General features: G+C 56.3%; 12 protein-coding genes. 6 read left to right on the top strand and 6 right to left on the bottom strand.

The features are described from left to right. Positions 1 to 308: 308 nt before the first annotated feature. A complete protein-coding gene (locus ROLI_RS22140) occupies positions 309 to 1,424 on the bottom strand; it encodes a glycosyltransferase family 1 protein (protein ID WP_262386611.1) in 1,116 nt (371 codons plus the stop codon). A gap of 972 nt (positions 1,425 to 2,396) precedes the next feature. Here ROLI_RS22140 and ROLI_RS22135 point away from each other — a divergent pair. Further along, on the top strand, positions 2,397 to 5,603 hold the full coding sequence (locus tag ROLI_RS22135; protein WP_262386610.1) for a calcium-binding protein: 3,207 nt from the start codon (positions 2,397 to 2,399) through the stop codon (positions 5,601 to 5,603). Positions 5,604 to 5,721: 118 nt separating this feature from the next. Here ROLI_RS22135 and ROLI_RS22130 read toward each other — a convergent pair. The 4 genes from ROLI_RS22130 to ROLI_RS22115 all read right to left on the bottom strand — a co-directional run bounded on the left by ROLI_RS22130 (position 5,722) and on the right by ROLI_RS22115 (position 10,571). Continuing rightward, a protein-coding gene (locus tag ROLI_RS22130) for an IS3 family transposase (protein WP_338469156.1) occupies positions 5,722 to 6,851 on the bottom strand; the annotation gives its coding sequence in 2 pieces (ribosomal slippage) (positions 5,722 to 6,605 and positions 6,605 to 6,851; 1,131 coding nt in all). 461 nt (positions 6,852 to 7,312) lie between these two features. Beyond that, positions 7,313 to 8,125, bottom strand: a complete 813-nt coding sequence (locus tag ROLI_RS22125; RefSeq protein WP_187431102.1) for a CpsD/CapB family tyrosine-protein kinase — start codon at positions 8,123 to 8,125, stop codon at positions 7,313 to 7,315. A gap of 20 nt (positions 8,126 to 8,145) precedes the next feature. Beyond that, positions 8,146 to 9,693, bottom strand: coding sequence for a chain length-determining protein (locus ROLI_RS22120; RefSeq protein WP_187431101.1), 1,548 nt, complete (start codon positions 9,691 to 9,693; stop codon positions 8,146 to 8,148). After that, positions 9,690 to 10,571, bottom strand: coding sequence for an ExeA family protein (locus ROLI_RS22115; protein ID WP_187431100.1), 882 nt, complete (start codon positions 10,569 to 10,571; stop codon positions 9,690 to 9,692). The genes ROLI_RS22120 and ROLI_RS22115 overlap by 4 nt, the downstream gene beginning before the upstream one ends. Before the next feature lie 497 nt (positions 10,572 to 11,068). Between ROLI_RS22115 and ROLI_RS22110 the strand changes: the two genes are divergently transcribed. From ROLI_RS22110 to ROLI_RS22090, 5 genes are all read left to right on the top strand, one after another. Then, positions 11,069 to 11,764 carry a sugar transferase gene (locus ROLI_RS22110; protein ID WP_187431099.1) on the top strand — a complete coding sequence of 232 codons (696 nt, stop codon included), beginning with the start codon at positions 11,069 to 11,071 and terminating at the stop codon, positions 11,762 to 11,764. Positions 11,765 to 11,919: 155 nt separating this feature from the next. After that, positions 11,920 to 14,370, top strand: coding sequence for a tetratricopeptide repeat protein (locus ROLI_RS22105; protein ID WP_316247472.1), 2,451 nt, complete (start codon positions 11,920 to 11,922; stop codon positions 14,368 to 14,370). A 192-nt stretch (positions 14,371 to 14,562) separates the two neighbouring features. Further along, complete coding sequence (locus tag ROLI_RS22100; RefSeq protein WP_262386578.1) at positions 14,563 to 15,174, top strand: polysaccharide biosynthesis/export family protein; 612 nt, start codon at positions 14,563 to 14,565, stop codon at positions 15,172 to 15,174. Beyond that, positions 15,137 to 16,564 carry a hypothetical protein gene (locus ROLI_RS22095; protein ID WP_187431097.1) on the top strand — a complete coding sequence of 476 codons (1,428 nt, stop codon included), beginning with the start codon at positions 15,137 to 15,139 and terminating at the stop codon, positions 16,562 to 16,564. Before ROLI_RS22100 ends, ROLI_RS22095 begins: the two co-directional genes overlap by 38 nt. 45 nt (positions 16,565 to 16,609) lie before the next feature. Next, complete coding sequence (locus tag ROLI_RS22090; RefSeq protein WP_187431104.1) at positions 16,610 to 17,293, top strand: rhomboid family intramembrane serine protease; 684 nt, start codon at positions 16,610 to 16,612, stop codon at positions 17,291 to 17,293. 57 nt (positions 17,294 to 17,350) lie between these two features. Here ROLI_RS22090 and ROLI_RS22085 read toward each other — a convergent pair whose 3' ends face one another. Beyond that, entirely contained in the window at positions 17,351 to 18,352 is a 1,002-nt protein-coding gene (locus tag ROLI_RS22085) for a replication initiator protein A (protein ID WP_187431096.1), read from the bottom strand. Positions 18,353 to 18,402: the final 50 nt, after the last annotated feature.

Genomic DNA, 18,402 nt, shown 5'->3' with positions numbered 1-18,402 from the left:
TCTCTGATGGTTGTCCGAACGTTTGGAAACCTTGAACCCTGCAGATATCGTCCAAATCTGTACAAAAAGTAAAAGTTTAGGCTTTTTAGTCTAAAATTAGCAGGCGGTTTTTACTCTGTACCGCTCCGCCTGCTCAGGGTTCTGACCAAACGGTCCAAAAAAGTGCTTGCATTCATGGGGGCGTCCACACACGAACCAATGCCAACTTCGTTTATGGACGCTCTCCATGTAGCAGTGTTTCGAAACCCGCTACCTTGGTGCCTTCTATGCCCCGGGAAGAGTGTGTAACTCCATCGCTTGCTATAAGCTCAGCTGAAGAGGAACCCCATATCCGTTACGAACCGCGCCTCTCGGATATAGCTCGCCATTCGGTCGTAGGCGTTTTTTGCAATGACCGTGCAGCGGCCTTCATCCGCAAGGGCCCCTTGGATGACCTCTTCGCGGTCGCCAAAATCCCAGCGCATCGGCAGATATGTCACGCCGGGTTCATAAAGATTAGGCAGCGTCTCCAGATGACTCATATCAGGCTTGATCATCACAGTACCGCTGATCATCGCCTCAATGTCGCGCCAGCAAAGCTCGCCGAAACCAAAGGGGCTGAAACACAGACGCGAGGCGCGCATTTCGTTCATATAGGCCTTGAAGGGCACGATATTTGACGGGGACCGGGTGATCCCTTTTATCTGCGTCATCAGGGTATCTGCATCGCACCGCATCGCCGCATAGGCCCCATAGGAATCCTGTCCGCCCAGACGTACGGAGACATCTAGGTTGCGCGACCCACGCGCGGGTTGTTCCTGGCGCGACAGACCGGCGATGAAATGGGGTGAGGTAAGGAAGTTCGGCGACAGGCGCAGCTTGGGCAGGATCGTATAAGGTACGGCCCAATCTACCGGTTCATACTCCAGACCATATAGCTTGCCATAGTAATCGAGGAGGTTTGTATCGCCCCTGAATCGCTTGAAGTACAGCTTCTTATCCTTGAAGAGCGACTTTTTCAAGTAATGGGTGATATAGGGATCAACCGTTCGTGCCAAGCGCAAGTCGTTATGGGCGTATGAATCCAGAAAGGAAATCTCTGCTTTGGGGTGTGCTGTGGCCAAGCGGTCGAGAGCCGTATCAAGAACATTCTCGGGTGTCGTAAACCAGGGCTGGATCAGAATGATATCTGTTTCCCGTTCTTGCACCTCCCGCCCCTCCAGTAAAGCGTCGACCGGAACGAACCGGAATTCGGCGTCATATTCGCGCGCGAGTTCGGCACCGTAAAATACGAAGGGAAATATCTGTGACCAGCTGATCCGGCTGACGTTGTAATAGACCAGGACCCGGCGCGTATGGCTGCGCGAAAAGCGACGTGCCAGAAAGGCGCGCGCAGGCCGGCAGGTTCCGCGCGACAAAACGTGACGCCCAGCCGTAATATTCATTTGATGGCGCATTCTGCAACATCCCGCTGATAATAGGTTTACGGCAGCCTGTTTGAGGACATGTCGACGATCGGCGAAGTCGTTTTGAATTGCGCCCTTCGCCCTGGAAGATCGCAGGGTGAACGTGACCCTAAAATATTGACAAAGAGTGAATGGAAGGCGTTCCAACCGTAGCCCTGAAATGCTGCGTAAAATATGCCAGACGAGGCATCACATCAGCTTATGCGTGGATAAGCGACCCCTGTATTACGCCCAGATCTGGGGTAAATGGGCATTGTTTGTGCGCGTTTTGCTGCATATCAGAAATCCGTGATGTCCAAAGTTCCAACGGAATTCATCCTCAATGGCCTCCCAAGGCAGCACGGATCAGCAAATAACCGCCGGTTCGTTCCAAATCCGACGTACCGGCTGGTCTTGCAGACGCAAATGAAACTAGGGGGGTATCCAAGTAAAGAACCTACAGGCGGTATCCATGATAAAAAGATGATCGAGCAACGTATCTATCACGAAATTTCAATAGGATAGCTTCTCTGAACTATCTCATCTCTCCTGTTCGTTGTGACATTGCATGACCCCGCTTGGAAGGCGGGATGCAGCGTTTTGTTGATCATTTTCCGCATGCCTGGTCAGCCATATAAGGCACAGACGTGTATTGTTGCCCAGTAAAACAACTTAAGGTTGCGATACGGGATATATTGCACTAGTGCCGCTTTCCAAAACATCACCCATGGATTCATCCCGTTTGCGCTTCTGATCATCCGCGCCGGCAGGGGTGTGTCCACGTCAAAACAAGTTGTGAGGTTAATTCAAAATAATCGCTTCGTCCTTATAAAGGCCGTATTCCTTTCTCAAAGCCGCCACCTGAGGAATGGATAGATGAGCCCAAGGAACACACACAACTTCTCGCTTAATGACGCCCTGCCGCACTTGGTACTCAAACTCATTCTGCGACTAATATTGGGACTTTACATAATGGCTTACGGAACAGAACTAGCACAGGCTAATAACGCTCTTGGCAATAGCAATCCGACGCTGGCGTATAACCTTGACCATTTCAAGGATTACGCACCGGTGCAGCAATTCCTAGATGTCGCCAAATCCATGCGTCCCTGGTGGGGGGATATGAAGGGCGGGGGAGAAAGCTTCAGCTATGATGAGTTCAAAAACGGCGGCTATCTGGATGAAAACGGTTGGGTCAAGGAAATTCCTGAAGGAGTCTCCAACGTGGTTGGATTTTGGCAATGGTCAAGCCGTTCCGAACTGGATCTCGCTGAGGATGTTCGGGGCGTCTACGTATTAGAGTATGAAGGAAAAGGTGATGTGGTCATGACCGGTGATGCACGCATCATCAGCAATGAGCCCGGTCGGATCGTCTATGAAAACATGAACGGCAGTAATGTGTTCATGAGGATACACTCAACCGATCCTGATGGTACTGGCGATTATATCCGTGACGTTACGGTAGTTGCTGAAAAGAACCTGCCTCTTTATGAGGCAGGTGCGGTTTACAACCCTGCTTGGCTAGAACTAATTGAGGACGCCCGCGAATTGCGATTTGTGGGCTGGATGGAAACATCGAACGCCACCTTGACGTCTTGGCAGGAACGTTCATCCCCAGAGGGAATGTTCTGGGATGCCGGCGTGCCGGTCGAATATATGGTCAAGCTGGCCAATGAGTTAGGTGCGGACCCATGGTTCACGATGCCGCATACAGCTGATGAAGAGTATATCCGTAACTTTGCGACCTATGTACGTGATAATCTAGATCCGGAGCTAAAGGCCAAGGTGGAATATTCAAACGAGGCCTGGAACTGGGCGTTTCAACAAACCAGATGGTTGTATGATAAATCTGAGGACGAATGGGGCACACCAGCACATAACGACTACTACGTCAAGAAATCCGTAGAAACTGCCCTGATCTGGGAAGACATTTTTGGCAGTGAGGCCGACGCGCGGCTGATCAATGTCCTTGGCTCACAGACTGTCAATACGTGGATGACGGAACGCATGCTAAATGCTGAAACCTGGAAAGTAAATGAGCCAGAAAATTATGTGGATCCCGCCACGGTCTTCGAGGAGTTGGCCATAACGACTTACTTTGGTAATGCGACTGTTGGCGACGCTAATTTGCGGAAAGAACTAATCGCAGCAATCAAAGATCCTGACGTTGATGCTACAGCTTATCTGGCCGACAAGCTGATGGATCCCTCCTACGATTCATCCATTCCACAGATTGCGAATTTTCTGGCACAGAATGCCGCACTGGCGGAGAAGTACGGACTCAAACTCTCAGCTTACGAGGGGGGGCAACACGTTCACCACGCATTCGCCATAAGAGACTTGACTCACGAAGATATCAACATCCTACAGGATTTTATGATCGATTTCGTGCGCAGCGAAGAGATGGGGCAACTTTACCGTGAACTCTGGGATGTCTGGGCAGAAATTGGCGACGGACCTTTTATGCAGCATGGCGATATCGCGTCGCCTAACAAGTATGGCTCATGGGCGCTTTATGCCGGGCTGGAAGATTCCACGCCACGTTCTGAGGCGCTCGAAGAGTTGAACCGTGACACAACTGAATGGTGGGCAGATGACCGCGATGGAAGCCAATTTCAGCAGGGTCTGGTAAATGACGGATCACAAAATGCCGATTTGCTAATCGGAACCAACAAGAACGATTATCTGCTGGGCATGGCTGGCGATGATATTCTGGTTGCCGGTGAGGGTAATGATGGGTTGAACGGAGGGGATGGCCTCGACCGGGCTGTATTTGCAGGAGCATTTTCTGATTATACCGTGCGGGCTGAGGGCGATGGATACCGCGTCGAGGGCCCGGATGGCAGCGATTTCCTGATCAATATCGAAGAGCTTGCTTTTGCTAATGAACAGCTCGTTATCTTGTCTGAACTGGTTGAATCAGGCGACGGTACACTCGTCCTGGCATCGGTTGTTGATCCGGCACCTGGGCCTGATCCAAAGCCTGCAGTCTTCACGCCCGGCAAACTCGCTGGTGGCCAGATCAAGAACGGTGCCGACCATGATACTGTCGCAATCGATGATTTGAGCGGGAACAACGGAGGGATCATCATAAAGACAATATGGGCCAGCTCAACGATCGCACAGAACCTTGACCTTGGTACTCCCAAGGAAACTCCCAGCTATTTGAGCTATTCTAAGAACGTATATGAATTCTCTGAGCTCGTTCAGTTGGTCAGCAACAGCCTGTATAAGATAGGACAAACCGATTTTAATATGCATGATGCGGCCATTGTGACGCAGGCCGTTAAAATCGTGGCCACAAGTGGAGATGATTCATTCTTTGGAGGTCTGGCCAATGACTTTGCCTCAGGGGGCGCTGGTAACGATCACATGATCGGAGGCTTCGGTGATGATACGCTATACGGGGATGAGGGCGATGATCGTCTGATCGGTCAGATGGGCAATGACAGCATATATGGAGAAGACGGCAACGACCACATTCATGGTGGTATCGGCAGTGACTATATCGAAGGCGGGGTAGGGAACGACTATATTTATGCCGGTGAGGGTGATGACACGGCTTACGGCGGGAGGGGGAATGACTGGATGTCCGGCGAGTCCGGGAATGACCAACTCTTCGGGGGCTTGGGCGATGACACCATGCATGGAGGCCTTGGTAACGATATGATGATCGGCGAGTCCGGGAATGACACCTTGTATGGCAATGAAGGTGATGATCGCTTGTTCGGACATGCCGGAAATGATACTTTTTTCGGCGGCAATGGTAATGATGCGATAGACGGTGGCAGCGGTAATGATGTCATTCACGGGAATCTCGGAAATGATAGGCTTATTGCTGATGAAGGCGATGATGTTGTTTATGGTGGGCAGGGCAATGACATTCTGGCCGGTGGTGTGGGTAATGACATTCTGGCCGGTGGTGTGGGTAATGACATTCTGGTCGGTGGCGCGGGCAAAGATCAGTTTGTGTTCGACATCGGTGATGGTGACGACCAGATCAATGATTTTGCTCAAGAAGACAGCCTGGACCTGACGGCGTTCTTCTCTGCTGGTCAGACACTGGAAGATGCCGCAAGCATGGAGAATGGTAATCTCGTGCTCTCCAACGGCGATGACCGGATCACCCTTCTGGGTCTGGATACAGAGGACCTGAGCTGGATGAACATAGAAATGTAGCACCTCGTACTCAAGCGCGTCGAGCGCTTGAGTAATTTGAGCCCTGCTAGCTATCACTAAGTTGCGTGTGTTGGGAAGGCTGGTCTTGTCGCGGTTGCGTTCCGGTCTCTCAACTCATTTAGGCAGCCTTTCGTTCGAAGGCCAAGGGGCTTTTGCCACCTAATGACGAGTGCCGCCGTCGTGGATTGTAGAACCCATTGATATACTGGAAAATCGCCCCTTCGGCTTTACGCCTGGTTTCCCAGCGGTTGCGCCAAATCAGCTCTGCCTTGAGTGATTTGAAGAACGTTTCAACCATGGAATTGTCGTAGCAGTTTCCCTTACCGCTCATCGAAACTTGGAAGCCGTGTTTAGACAGCCGTTTCTGATAGTCGCCTGAACAATATTGCGACCCGCGATCCGTATGATGCATGCAGCCCTTCGGCGGTTGCCGCAGTGCCACAGCCATATCCAATGCTCGGATCGCCAGATCCCGCTTCATACGATTGCTAACCGCCCAACCGATGACACGACGGGAATACAAATCAAGGATCACTGCCAGATACAACCAGCCCTCACTGGTCCAGATGTAGGAAATGTCATCGGCCCACTTTTGGTTTGGACCATCTGCAAAGAAGTCCTGGCCCAGCAAGTTAGGGGCGATGTTAAACGCATGATTGCTGTCGGTCGTAACCTTGTATTTCTGGGTCCTGATGATTTTGATGCTATTCTCCCGCATTAAGCGGCCCACGCGCCGGTGCCCAACTTGCAGACCCAGTTCTTGCAGTTCTTCGGTCATGCGAGGCCCGCCATAGCTTTGCAGGCTTAAGCGGTGCTGTTCGCGGATATGCGCCAGGATCACCATATCGTCGCGCTGTCGCTGGCTCATCGGGCGGCTTCGCCACGCGCGAAATCCTCGCGACGTAACCTGCATGACGCGGCAAAGAAATTCGACAGGCCATTCTTCTTTCCAGGCGTCGATAAAGGCGAACCTCACCGACTTTGGCCTGCAAAGAAGATTGCCGCTTTTTTTAACACTTCCCTCTCCTCGCGAAGCAACCGAACTTCCTTGCGAAGGCGTTCGTTCTCTTTCTCGACATCCTCGTGAGGACCCGACATCAGGTTGTCATGCTGATGCTTTTGAACCCACTTGTTCAACGTCGAAAGCCCAACTCCTAAATCCGCTGCCGCTTGCGGTCGTGTCAGCCCACTGGTCGTTGCGATGCGTACTGCATCAAGACGAAACTCGTCTGTGTATCTCGGTGCCATTCTCTATCTCCTTCATAGCAAACATTGCTCGAAAGAGACCGGAACTAAAACGTGGCAAGACCACAGCTTAGACCCCACCTTCCGATGCCGCGTTTATTCTGCGATTCCATGCCTCATGGATTTGAGGGAATTTCTCCATGGATGGTACATTGAGTTTCTCACAGACGCGGGCAGTGGTGGTTCCCGCTGACGCAGGATGTGAAGGCACGGATTGTGGCTGAGACGCTGGTTGAGGGGGTTACTGTGAATGCGGTCGCACAGCGCTATGGTTGGCCTAATTACCTGTTGTCAGTGAGATCAGAGTTTTTCAAAAAATCGTCCGGCTGCCACAACGGTATCCCCTGCGCGGGTACCGTTGTGGCGAAATACCTCGCGCTCGGACATATTGGGCAATACCGGCCAAGCTGCTCGATATCTCCACACCGCTTTCTTTGTGAGCATTATTATTTCGCGTTTTACATTCAGCCCTGCTCGGAAACCGTATTGATGTTCATATAGGCGTTCAGCACGGTACCCAGCACATTGGTCTGCTCGCTGATTTCGCGCTCGCAGGTGTCGAACTGGCTGTAGCGGGTGGTGTTGGCGCGCGCCACGATCAGCGCGCAATCCACGTTCTGCAAAAACGCGCGCGTGTCGTCATTTACCAGCAAGGAGGGCAGATCAAAGATCATGATGTCGGGTTTATAGGTCGCCTCAATCTGGTCGATGACCTCGACGGTTTCTTCGGCCAGCAGCAATTGCGTGGGATCACTCTCGGATTTGCGCGCCATGGAGCAGGCCACGTTATTCCCGATCCGCAGGGCCTGCTCGCCAAAGGACGCGCGCCCGCTGAGCAGATCGCCGATCCCATGGGCGGGTTCGGTCTCAAAGAACGAATGGATCGAGGGGTCGCGCAGATCCAGATCCATCAGGATCGCGCGCAGATCCTTTTGCCGCCCCAGCCCCAGTGCGAGGTTACAGGCCGTCGTGGTCTTGCCCGAATTGGGCATCGGCGAGGTGATCGCCAGCCGCTTCCAGCCGTTCTGGCGCATTTGCAACAGAACCTTGGTGCGCAGAATATCGAAGGGCGCGGCACTGGGCCCGGCGTTACGGGTCACGACACGTTGTTCATGCAGATGCGTGTCCGAGACCTCAAATGAGGGGATCGCCCCCCACAGATCATCCTGCGCCAGGTCACTGTCTGGCGGCGCGCTGCGCGGTTTCTGGCGCACCGTTGCCGGTGCCGCGCCCCGTGCCTTGCGGGCTTTTTCCAAAGCGGCTTGCAGTTTTTCCATACTCTATACGTACCTTTAACTTAACTCAGCCTCAGCTTGGTCAAAACCTTCTGAACCAGGAGTTCCAGAGGCATATACTGGGTGTCGATATACCAAAGTGCCGAAGGAACACTTATCAACACAAAAACTGTCGCCCCGATGATGCCGGCGCGGCGCATCAGACGGCGGCGGCGGCTTTCCATATAGGGGATCGTCGCGATCGGGGTAATGTTGAAGCGGCTGACCAATTCGGCGGGGCGGCGGATGGTGCGGTTGAGAAATTCCAGCAAGGCAAAATACGCCCCCGCCAGCCCGAGACCCGCGCCAATCCCGGCAATGGCGATCTTGGGCCGGTTCGGCCCGGTCGGCACCTGTGGCACGATGGCGTTCTCGATGACGCTGATGCGCTGGCCCTGCGCTGTGCTCTCGATGCGCTCGCTCATCTGGGCGGCGTTCAGATTGGCCACGGCTGCGTTATAACGGCTCTCGATGATCTGATATTCCCGCTCCAGATCATTCAGCGCGATGGCATTGTTGGAACTGCGGTTGATGGCTGTCGCCAGTTCTTCAAGCTCTGCGCTCGTTCTGGCGATGTCGTTGAGGATAAACTCCAGCCGGGTATCGATCTCTGACAAAGCAGTATTCAAAACCGCCTCTTCAGCAGAAATATCCTGCTCAGGGGTCAAGGCGACCCCCGTTTCTGCGGTGACGCTGTCTTGCAACCGTGTGATCAGACCGCGCAGGCGGATGATGTTGGGGTGGGTTTCGGAATAACGGGAGAGTTCCTGATTAAGCTGGGCCTCCGCCTCGCGCAGACGTTGCTCATCGGCGCTGAAGGCGGGCTGACCCGCGTCCGCCCGCACCCGACCTGTGGCTTCATAGACCCGCACCAGATCATCCCGCTGCGCCTCATAGACATTGCGTTCGCGTTCCAGCCGCTCCAGCCGTTCCTGCAACAGGGTCTGGCGGCCCAGGCGGTAGCTCTGATTTTCTGGCAGCGCCTCGATATTGTCGGATTTGAACTGGGAAATCAGCACGCTCTGGGCGTTCAGTTCGCGTTCCTGATCTGCCACTTCCTGAGAAAAGAACTGCAAGGTGCTTTCGGCGCGCGAAATGCGAAAACTGGCGTTTTCCTCCAGCACGATCGTCACATATTGATTCACCACATCTGCGGCGATCTTGCCGGAGCGCGCTACAAAGGAAATGCTCAGCAAGGTGGCCTGATCCCGCCCGGCGGTGCGGCGCACGCGGGTCGCGGCGCGCATCTCCTGAACAACCGTATCCGGCTCCATCTCGCGCAGATCTTCAAAGACGTCAAAGCGGTTGGCGATATCAATCAGATTGGCGCGGGTCATCAGTCTTTGTTGAATGATATCAAGCTGTTCTATGACATCTGTCTGCACGGTGGAGCGCACCATCTCATCCGGGATCTGCGCCGCCTCAACCAGAAGCCGTGCTTCGGTGGACCATGTTTCGGGCAGTTTCAGCGCCGTGACCACCCCCAGACCGGAGCCGATCAGAACGAAAATCGCCATCACCGGCAAACGCCGCACGAGCAGTTTCCAATAAAATGTCAGATCAAGGTTCATTCCGCGGCCTTTTCAGAAGTATCCACCCGCTCGGTCAGCACCAACAGCGGCGGGGCGGGTTTCAGGATCAGCCCGTCCCGGATCAATTCATTGACGATCGGCTTGCCCACAACCGTATTGCCTGCACTCGCGGCGTAAACCAGCGCCAGATCGCATAGCTTGTTGATCGAGCGCGGGATCCCTTCGGCTTCATGATGGATGTGGCTGATGGCGGCGGCGGTGATCTCATCGCCCGTCCCCCCCACCTGTTGCAACCGGTGGCGGATATAGGCGGCACTATCGGCACGGCTGAAGGGGTTGAGGTGATAGGTCGCCGTCACGCGCTGCGCAAACTGGCGCAGCTGGGGCTGGGCGATCAGGGTGCGCAATTCCGGCTGCCCGGCCAGGATGATCTGCAGGAGTTCATCCTTGCCCGAATTGATATTGGTGAGCATGCGCAGCTCTTCGAGCATTTCCGAGCCGAGGTTTTGTGCCTCGTCGATGATCAGCACCACGTGCCGTCCGGCGGCGTATTCCTGCACCACGAAATTCTGGAAATGCTGAAACAGCGAGACGTAATCGGTGTCCTGCGGCAGGGCCACGTCCAGCGCATTGAGCACCCAGCGCAGCAAATCCCCCCGGTCTCCCTGGGCATTGGAGACCAGCCCCAAGGTGATGTCCTCATCGATATTGCGCAACAAGGCCTGCAACAGCATGGTCTTGCCCATCCCCACCTCGCCGGTCAGCATGGTCAGCGGCGCATGGGTCATCAGCCCGTATTCCAGCACGGAAAAGGCGCGCGCATGCGCCTTGGACAGGAACAGGAAATCAGGATCGGGCGACAGAGAAAACGGTCGCTCGCTAAATCCGAAATGTGCACTGTAAAGTTCAGCGGCCATAGCGCGGGAACTTCGTCCTCTCTGGGTACCTTTGGCAGGGATCTAATGACCCCACCCCCTCTTTACCACATCTTATTACCCCCGGCTTTGTTGCCAAAAGGTATATATTTAAAAGCAATCTTGCCTGCACGAGAACAACAATAGATCTGATCCCGAGACCGAAAACCCGGATGCCAGAAACGTGAATGATTCGGAATCTGCCCTGAAGTGCCGCCAGAATTGAAAAATCGATACCGATTGCTGATGAAATAGTCATTTGAAAAACTGTATTTTCTACCTGTGCGGGTGAAAAACTCAGGATCGCAAAAATTTTCAGGAATTTTTCGAAAAATTTACCAAACCGGTGTCTCTGGGCTATGCGCAACCCCGAGCAAGGTGTTACAGATGACGCGAGACCACATCGAAGCCATTTTTTTAAAGCGTGTTTTTACTGCTGAGGATATGGTGTGCGTTTTGTGTAAAAGTATTTGGAGCCAGGTATTGACCTGGAAGTGTATATGACATTGCATTTTTCGCCGCATCTTGCGGATATCGAAGAACGGACCGGGCGACTTGAACAGCCAAAGACCCGGAAAAAAACCGGATCCGACAGATATCGTAACAAGACCAAGCAGATTTTCGATTTCACCCTGACACTGATCTCCCTTCCCCTTGTCGCGCTGATCGTAGGTGTCATGGCCTTTCTCATCGCGCTGGATGGGCACAACCCTTTCTATTCGCAGATGCGTGTCGGCAAGAATGGTCGTGAATTCCGGATCTGGAAGCTGCGCACCATGGTGCATAATGCGGATGAGCTGCTGGAGTCCTATCTGGCCGAAAACCCCGCCGCCCGTCTTGAGTGGGATATGACCCAGAAACTCAAGCAGGATCCGCGCATCACCTTTGCGGGCCGTGTCCTGCGCAAAACATCGCTGGATGAGCTGCCCCAGCTGTGGAACGTTCTGAACGGCACGATGTCGCTTGTGGGCCCCCGCCCGATGATGGTGAACCAGAAAGACAGCTATGACGGCGAAGGCTATTACCGCCTGCGTCCGGGCATGACCGGTCTGTGGCAGATCTCAGAGCGCAACAGCAGCAGCTTCGCGGATCGCGTCTTTTATGACGATCTTTATGATGAAACCGTCTCCTTCAAGACGGATTTCGTGATCCTGCTGCGCACCATCAGGGTTGTCCTGCGCGGCACGGGGTACTGAACACCCCCCCTTGCGGGCCCTAAGGCCTCTGTGCGCGCATAGCATCACACATGGTTAGGGAATTGTGATTAAAACACCCCTGTCTGGCTCTGGCATCCGAACCTGCGGTAGCATAGAGTTTGACAGTGATTTTTTCTCAAAGAGGATATTTGACTGTGCGCAAGCTCGGAATGTTCAAAACCCTTCCCATCATGCTGGTGATCGCGTTGACGCTCAGTGCGTGCAAATCCTCCGAGGAACGTGCCGAGGAATTCTATCAAAGCGGTCTGGAATTGATCGAAGCGGGAGATTACGACCGCGGCATCGTCGAGTTGCGCAATGTCTTTGAATTTGACGGCAGCCACCGGGAAGCGCGTTTCCTGCTGGCCAGCACGATGTTGGAAGAGCAGGACAACAGACGCGGTGCCTATGGCCAGTTTCTGCGGCTCGCCGAACAATACCCCGATGATCTGCAAACCCGTATCCTGCTGAGTGAGCTGGCCTTTGACGGCACCAATTGGGAAGAATTCGAGCGCCATGGCACCAAGGCCGTCGAGCTGGACGCGGACGCGCCGCGCGTGCGCGCCATTGCGATTGCGCTGGCTTACCGCGAGGCCTTTCTGGCTGATGACGAGCCGGGACGGCGCGAACAGGCGCGCGCCGCACAGGAATTGCTGAACACGCTGCCCGACAGCGTCATGATGCGCAAGCTGGTGCTGGATACGATGCTGCTCAACGGCGAGCTGGATCAGGCCATGGAGGCCCTGGCCTGGCTCATTGAACGCGAGCCCGACAATATACTCTACTGGCGCCAGCGCCTGAACATCCTGTTGCAGAACAACGATATGGAGGGGCTCGAGGCGCAGCTCCTGGAGATGGTGGAGCGCTTCCCCGATGACGTTGAAAACAAACAGATGCTGTTGCAGTTCTACATCTCACGCGACCAACAAGAGGACGCCGAAGCCTTTCTGCGCCAGCTGGCCGTCGCCGCCGCCGAGGGGGATAACACCCCGCGCGCCGATCTGATCAATTACCTGTTGCAGGTCAAGGGCGCGGAGGCCGCCCTTGCCGAGCTTGACGCCGCCATCGCCGAGGAAGAGGATCCGGTCCCGTTTCAGGTCATTCGCGCCGGGATCATCTTTGCCCAGGGCGAGCAGAATGAGGCGATTGCCGATCTCGAAGAAATTCTGGAAACCGCCGAGCCTTCCGAGCAGACCAATAACATCAAGATCGCACTGGCGCGTATGATGCTGAGCACGGGCAATGAGGTTGGTGCGCGCGCCCATGTCGAAGAGGTGCTGGTCGCGGATGCAGGCCACCCGATGGCGCTCAAGATGCAGGCCTCCTGGCAGATCCGCAGCGATGATGCGGATGGCGCGATCAACAGTCTGCGCGCCGCCCTGGACCGCACCCCCGATGATGCGCAGGCCATGGGGCTGATGGCGGAGGCCTATGCCAGATCGGGGCGCCCGGAACTCTCCCAGGATTTCCTCGCCCTGGCGGTGGAAGCCTCCGGCAATGCGCCCGAAGAAAGCCTGCGCTATGCAGAACAGCTGATCGGCCAGGAACGCTACCTGCCCGCCGAGGACATCCTGATCCCGGCGCTGCGCCTGCAACCGCAGAATGTGGCGCTGCTCTCCACCTTGGGGCAGCTCTATTTGCGCATGGAAGATATGGGCCGCACCGAGCAGGTTTTCAAAACCCTCGCAAATATCGACACGCCAGCGGCCCAACAGGCCTCACGCCAGCTCGAGGCGCAGTGGATCAGCGCCAATAATGGCGTCGATGAAGCCATCGCCTATCTCGAAGGGATCGCCTCCTCCGCCGATGCCACGCTGAGCAATCAGGTCGAGCTGGTGCGTGTCAGGCTGGCGACCGGGGATAGCACGGGCGCGTTGGCGCTGGCGCGTGAATTGCTGAGCGAAAACCCCGATAATCTGGCGCTTCAGGCCATTACCGCCTCCGTGGAAGCGGCCAATGGCAACCTTGAGGCCGCCATCACCACCTATCGCGATATTCTGGAGGCGGAACCGCTGGCGGCCAATGTGTGGCTGGAACTGGCCCGCGTCACCCAACGCCAGGACGGGGATGACGCCGCCAATGCCATCATCAACGAAGCCCTTGTCGCCGCTCCGGAGGATGCCAATCTGCTCTGGGCGAGCGCCTCTTACCGCGAACGCGCCGGGGATATCGACGGGGCCATCGAGATCTATGAGGCGCTTTATGCGCGCAACTCCAACTCGGTTGTGATCGCCAATAACCTGGCCAGCATGCTGTCCACCTACCGCACGGATGAGACCAGCCTGGAGCGGGCCTGGGCCGTGGCGCGGCGTTTCCGCGATACGGATATTCCCGCGATGCAGGACACATTCGGCTGGATCCTGCAGCGGCGGGGGGAAAGCGGCGAGGCGCTGCCCTATCTGGAGAGTGCCGCACAAGGGCTGCCCAATGACCCGGTCGTGCAATATCACCTTGGCAAGGCCTACGCAGCCCTTGAGCGACCCGAAGAGGCCATGGCCCAGTTCCGCAAGGCGGTTCAGATCGCCGGGCCAGATGATCAGCGCGCCCAGATCATCGAGGCGCGCGCCCTCATCGCCGCCTCAGAGGGCGGGGCTACAGAAAATTAAGTTTCGTTTGTGGGTCTGAGCGACACTGGAACGGGTGCGCGACCTGGGGATATGAACCGCTTTCCCTGTCGATCCCCTGTCGCAATGTGACGCCATAACTACATTCCCGAGTAATTTTTACATCTGATCAATCTGTTCTTTCCATAAGAGAGCGGGCGATGGATGATGTCGCAAAGCTGCAATGGAGCAGAAATGACGATGCAAAATGTCAAAAATTTACTGGCGGGGCTGATGTTGGCGCTGGTGGCCACCCTGGCCCATGCGCAATCAGAATACCGTGTGCAGCCCGGAGATGGTCTCAACATCGAGGTGCTGGAGGACAGCAGCCTCAACCGCTCGGTTGTGGTACTGCCGGATGGGCGTTTCAATTTCCCCTTTGCCGGCACCATATTGGCGGCCGGGCGTAATGCCGTTCAAATCCAGAGCGCGGTGACAACGGCCATCCAGTCGAATTTCTCGAACCCGCCAACCGTTTTTGTCTCCGTCGCCCCTTCCGCGCAGAATGCGGCCGATGTCGAAAAGGACGGGGAGATCGATGTCTATTTTCTGGGCGAGGTGAATACCCCCGGCGTGATTTCGGTGGAGCCCGGCACGACGCTGTTGCAGGCGATTGCCGTGGGCGGTGGCGTGACGCGCTTTGCCGCCATCAAGCGCATTCAGGTGCGCCGCACGAACCCGCAAACCGGCGTGCAAAACGTGATAACGCTCAACTATAAGGCCCTGGCAAAAGGGACCGCGAGCAATGTGATCGAGCTGAAGGACGGAGATGTCATTCTGGTACCGGAACGGCGTCTGTTCGAATAAGACCCATTCGCGCAGGCACAGTAATACAGGCAGCACGTACCGCAGGATCGGTGCGTTTGCGGCGCTGTGCGGTATTGGCGTGATGGCCCATGCACAGGAGGCCCTACCCCCCGGCATCATCGCCAGTTTCGACATCACCCAGCGGCTGGAATATAGTGATAACCCCGATCTTGTGGCCGATGGCGAGGCTGATTTCTTTGGGCGCACCGTGCTGGGGTTTGGGCTGCAAAGCGCGACCTCGCTGGAGAATTTCGCGCTTAATCTCGGGACAGACATCGAAGAAGGGCGCAAGGGCACGGCCAGTTCGAATTTGACCAACCCTTTTGCCCAGCTGAGCTATGAGCGCGCCACGCGCAGCGCCAGTGTCGGGCTGGCCCTGCGCTACCGCGAATCCGATGTCAGCAGCAGTTTTCTGGCGGATGATTTTGCCAGTGACGGCAGCATCATCAATCAAAGCACCGGCACCCGGCAAAGCTACGGGTTTGATCTGAGCGGTGCTGTGGGACGGGATGCCCCAATCGGGGCAAGCTTTGATCTGTCTTATGATGAACGAACCTTCAGCGGGACAAGTGATCCTGACCTGACGGATGAAAATACGCTCGACCTCTCCGCACAGCTGGATTTCCGCATCGATCCGCGCATCACCACCCGGTTGACCACGAAATACCGGGATTTCGATGCGCAGGGCAATGGCACGAACCGCAAGACCACCGGGTTCGGGGCGGGGGCGGAACTGCTGATCACGCCAACGCTGCTGGGGGATCTGTTCCTCAGCCAGGACCGCATTGAGCGCAGCGGCGAAGAAAACGCCGTGGATGAGGGGCTCAGCTTTGGCGGCAGCCTCACGCAAACGCTCAAGACCGGCAGCATCGGGGTGTCTCTGGACTCTGAGCTGTCGACCAACTCCTCCGGGCGGCGCACCTCGCTCAGCCTGAACCGCTCGCGGGATTTCGCAGGCGGGGCGGTGCTATCCTATTCCCTCGGTGCCACGCGCAGCCAGGACGGCGGGATCAACCCGCTAATGAACGTCGATTACGCCTATGCGCTCTCCACATCGCGCATCACCCTGGGCCTGTCCCAATCGGTCAATACCGACAGCGACAACCGCGAGGAGATCAACACCTCCCTGCGCGCCGGCTACACCCGCCAGATCAATACCCTCTCCAGCCTGAGCGCGGATTTTTCCTTTTTCAATCGTAACGAGCTGGGCGCGGGTGCCGAAGACGGGCAGCGCGTCAATCTCGGCCTGTCCTATCAATATGCGCTGACCCGTGACTGGGGCCTGGTGGGCGGTGTGTCCCACACGCTTATTTCCGCCGATGATGAAGCGGACCGCAGCGCCAATACGGTTTTTGTGGGCTTGCAGCGCAATTTCACCTGGAACCCCTAAGGCTCAGACCTTGCCAAGCCCGGGCCTGCGTGCCCATGATAGATGATGCCCAAGGATACCATGCCCTTTACCGCTTCCTTTCTGCCGCGCCGCACGCCGCGCCCGGACGCGCGTGTCCTGATCGCGCTGATCCTTTTGTGCTGCGGGTTGGAAATCACGCTGACGCTGGCGGATTTCGGGCTGCTCGGCCATGAACGACTGCGCGGGATGACCTATGAATACGGTGGTTTCTGGCCGGGGCTGCTGACGGGGTGGACGCCCAATTACACCGGCCAGCCCTATGCGATGTTCCTCACCTACGGGTTTCTGCATGGTGGCCTGGCGCATCTGGTGGTCAATATGATCACGCTGTGGTCGCTGGGCATTGCCGTCATCGACCGGGTCGGCGTACGCGGCTTTGCCATCCTCTATCTGGTGTCGATTTTTGGCGGCGCGGCGGGCTATGCGCTGCTGGCCTCGGGCTTGCAGCCCATGGTGGGCGCATCAGGCGCGCTCTTTGGTCTGGCGGGCGGGCTTCTGGCCTGGATGTATGTGGATCGTTTCACCTTCCGCCAGGGGCTGTTGCCGGTGGCGCAGGCGATCGGTTTTCTGGTCGCGCTCAACCTGGTCCTGTGGTGGGCGATGAGCGGGCAACTGGCCTGGCAAACGCACCTGGGTGGTTTCATCGCCGGCTGGATCGCCGCCCTCCTGGTAGACCCCCGCGCCTTTGATCCGGAGGCTTCTGTGTAAAGTTTAATCGTATAAGCGGCACCAGATCCAATATTGAATTCAGAAAAATTTGCCGATTTAAGGTGAACCAGAGTACTTCTTCACCCAGCCCAAAAACGCCTTATCTGGTGAACGCAACCTCGGCGCGCCGCTGGCTGCCCAGACCGCGCGCCAATCGGCTTCCAGCGCATAGACATCCGCGCCCGGCATCAGGCGCCGTGCCGCCTCCAGCGTATCGCTGGAGAGCTGCGGCGCGCGTTCGGGCAGATCCACCACCGCTTGCGGGCGCACCGCGATGATGTCGCCCTCCTCCTCACTCAACGTGTAATCAGGCAGCGGGTCGCGCGCGATGATGTCGCGCAGCATGGCGCGAAACACGCGGCGCGGCGATTGCGAGCCGGATTTCTTCAGCAGCGTTTCAACCGACACCCGCCAGACCGGCTGGCGTCCGCAGTGCTTACGCGCCAATTCATAGATCCGCCGTTCCAGTGGTTTGCGCAGATTGAAATAGTCCCGGTTCAGCGTCAGCACCGATTTACTCAGCACCGCGCGGTACAACCATTCCGACAGGGTCACGCTCACACTGACCATCCGCCCTGCCCGCGTGCGCCGCACAATCTCCCAGCTCTCAATGAGGCCGAACCCGCTGGTGGTCTCATGCGCGCCCGTGACGATATTGGTGGTGATGCGCGTGCCAGCCAGCCGCTCAAACGCATCACGCAACCGTTTGTACCCATCCCCCGAGGTCTCCCGCCCCGTCGCCAGCAACAGATCATGCGCCGTGAGCGTCAGATGCCGCGCGGTCTTTTTGCCCGCGTTGATCGCCGCCATCAGCTGGCTGATGCAGAAGATCAGGATGTCCGCATCAAAGATCGTCGCGCGCCCCTTCACGCTCGGCGTGATGGTGATTTCAGCGTCATTATGGATGTAATTCAAGATCCGCCGGTCCGGTCGCGTGGAGAGCGAAAACAGCGGGTGTTCCATCGTCGCCAGATCGTGTTTCGGGACGGCCGCAAAAAAATCGCAGACGAAAAAATCGCTCTGCCCTCCCGGATGCACCGGGGTTGGGGTACTACCCATGCCTGCTCTCTTTCCAGCCCGGTTGATCCCGCGCCTTTTTCGAATTTGCC

Origin of the sequence: Roseobacter fucihabitans, assembly GCF_014337925.2 — a bacterium.
Lineage (GTDB): Bacteria > Pseudomonadota > Alphaproteobacteria > Rhodobacterales > Rhodobacteraceae > Roseobacter > Roseobacter fucihabitans.
Note: the sequence above shows the minus strand (reverse complement) of the source record. Positions and strands in the feature narration are given on the sequence as shown.

What these genes read in the sequence shown, in the direction of transcription:
- ROLI_RS22095 (WP_187431097.1), top strand. Translation starts at nt 15,137, where the DNA reads ATGTCATTCTGGTACCGGAACGGCGTCTGTTCGAATAAGACCCATTCG.
- ROLI_RS22100 (WP_262386578.1), top strand. Translation starts at nt 14,563, where the DNA reads ATGACGATGCAAAATGTCAAAAATTTACTGGCGGGGCTGATGTTGGCG.
- ROLI_RS22135 (WP_262386610.1), top strand. Translation starts at nt 2,397, where the DNA reads ATGGCTTACGGAACAGAACTAGCACAGGCTAATAACGCTCTTGGCAAT.
- ROLI_RS22125 (WP_187431102.1), bottom strand. Translation starts at nt 8,125, where the DNA reads ATGGAAAAACTGCAAGCCGCTTTGGAAAAAGCCCGCAAGGCACGGGGC.
- ROLI_RS22120 (WP_187431101.1), bottom strand. Translation starts at nt 9,693, where the DNA reads ATGAACCTTGATCTGACATTTTATTGGAAACTGCTCGTGCGGCGTTTG.
- ROLI_RS22115 (WP_187431100.1), bottom strand. Translation starts at nt 10,571, where the DNA reads ATGGCCGCTGAACTTTACAGTGCACATTTCGGATTTAGCGAGCGACCG.
- ROLI_RS22140 (WP_262386611.1), bottom strand. Translation starts at nt 1,424, where the DNA reads ATGAATATTACGGCTGGGCGTCACGTTTTGTCGCGCGGAACCTGCCGG.
- ROLI_RS22090 (WP_187431104.1), top strand. Translation starts at nt 16,610, where the DNA reads ATGCCCAAGGATACCATGCCCTTTACCGCTTCCTTTCTGCCGCGCCGC.
- ROLI_RS22085 (WP_187431096.1), bottom strand. Translation starts at nt 18,352, where the DNA reads ATGGGTAGTACCCCAACCCCGGTGCATCCGGGAGGGCAGAGCGATTTT.
- ROLI_RS22110 (WP_187431099.1), top strand. Translation starts at nt 11,069, where the DNA reads ATGACATTGCATTTTTCGCCGCATCTTGCGGATATCGAAGAACGGACC.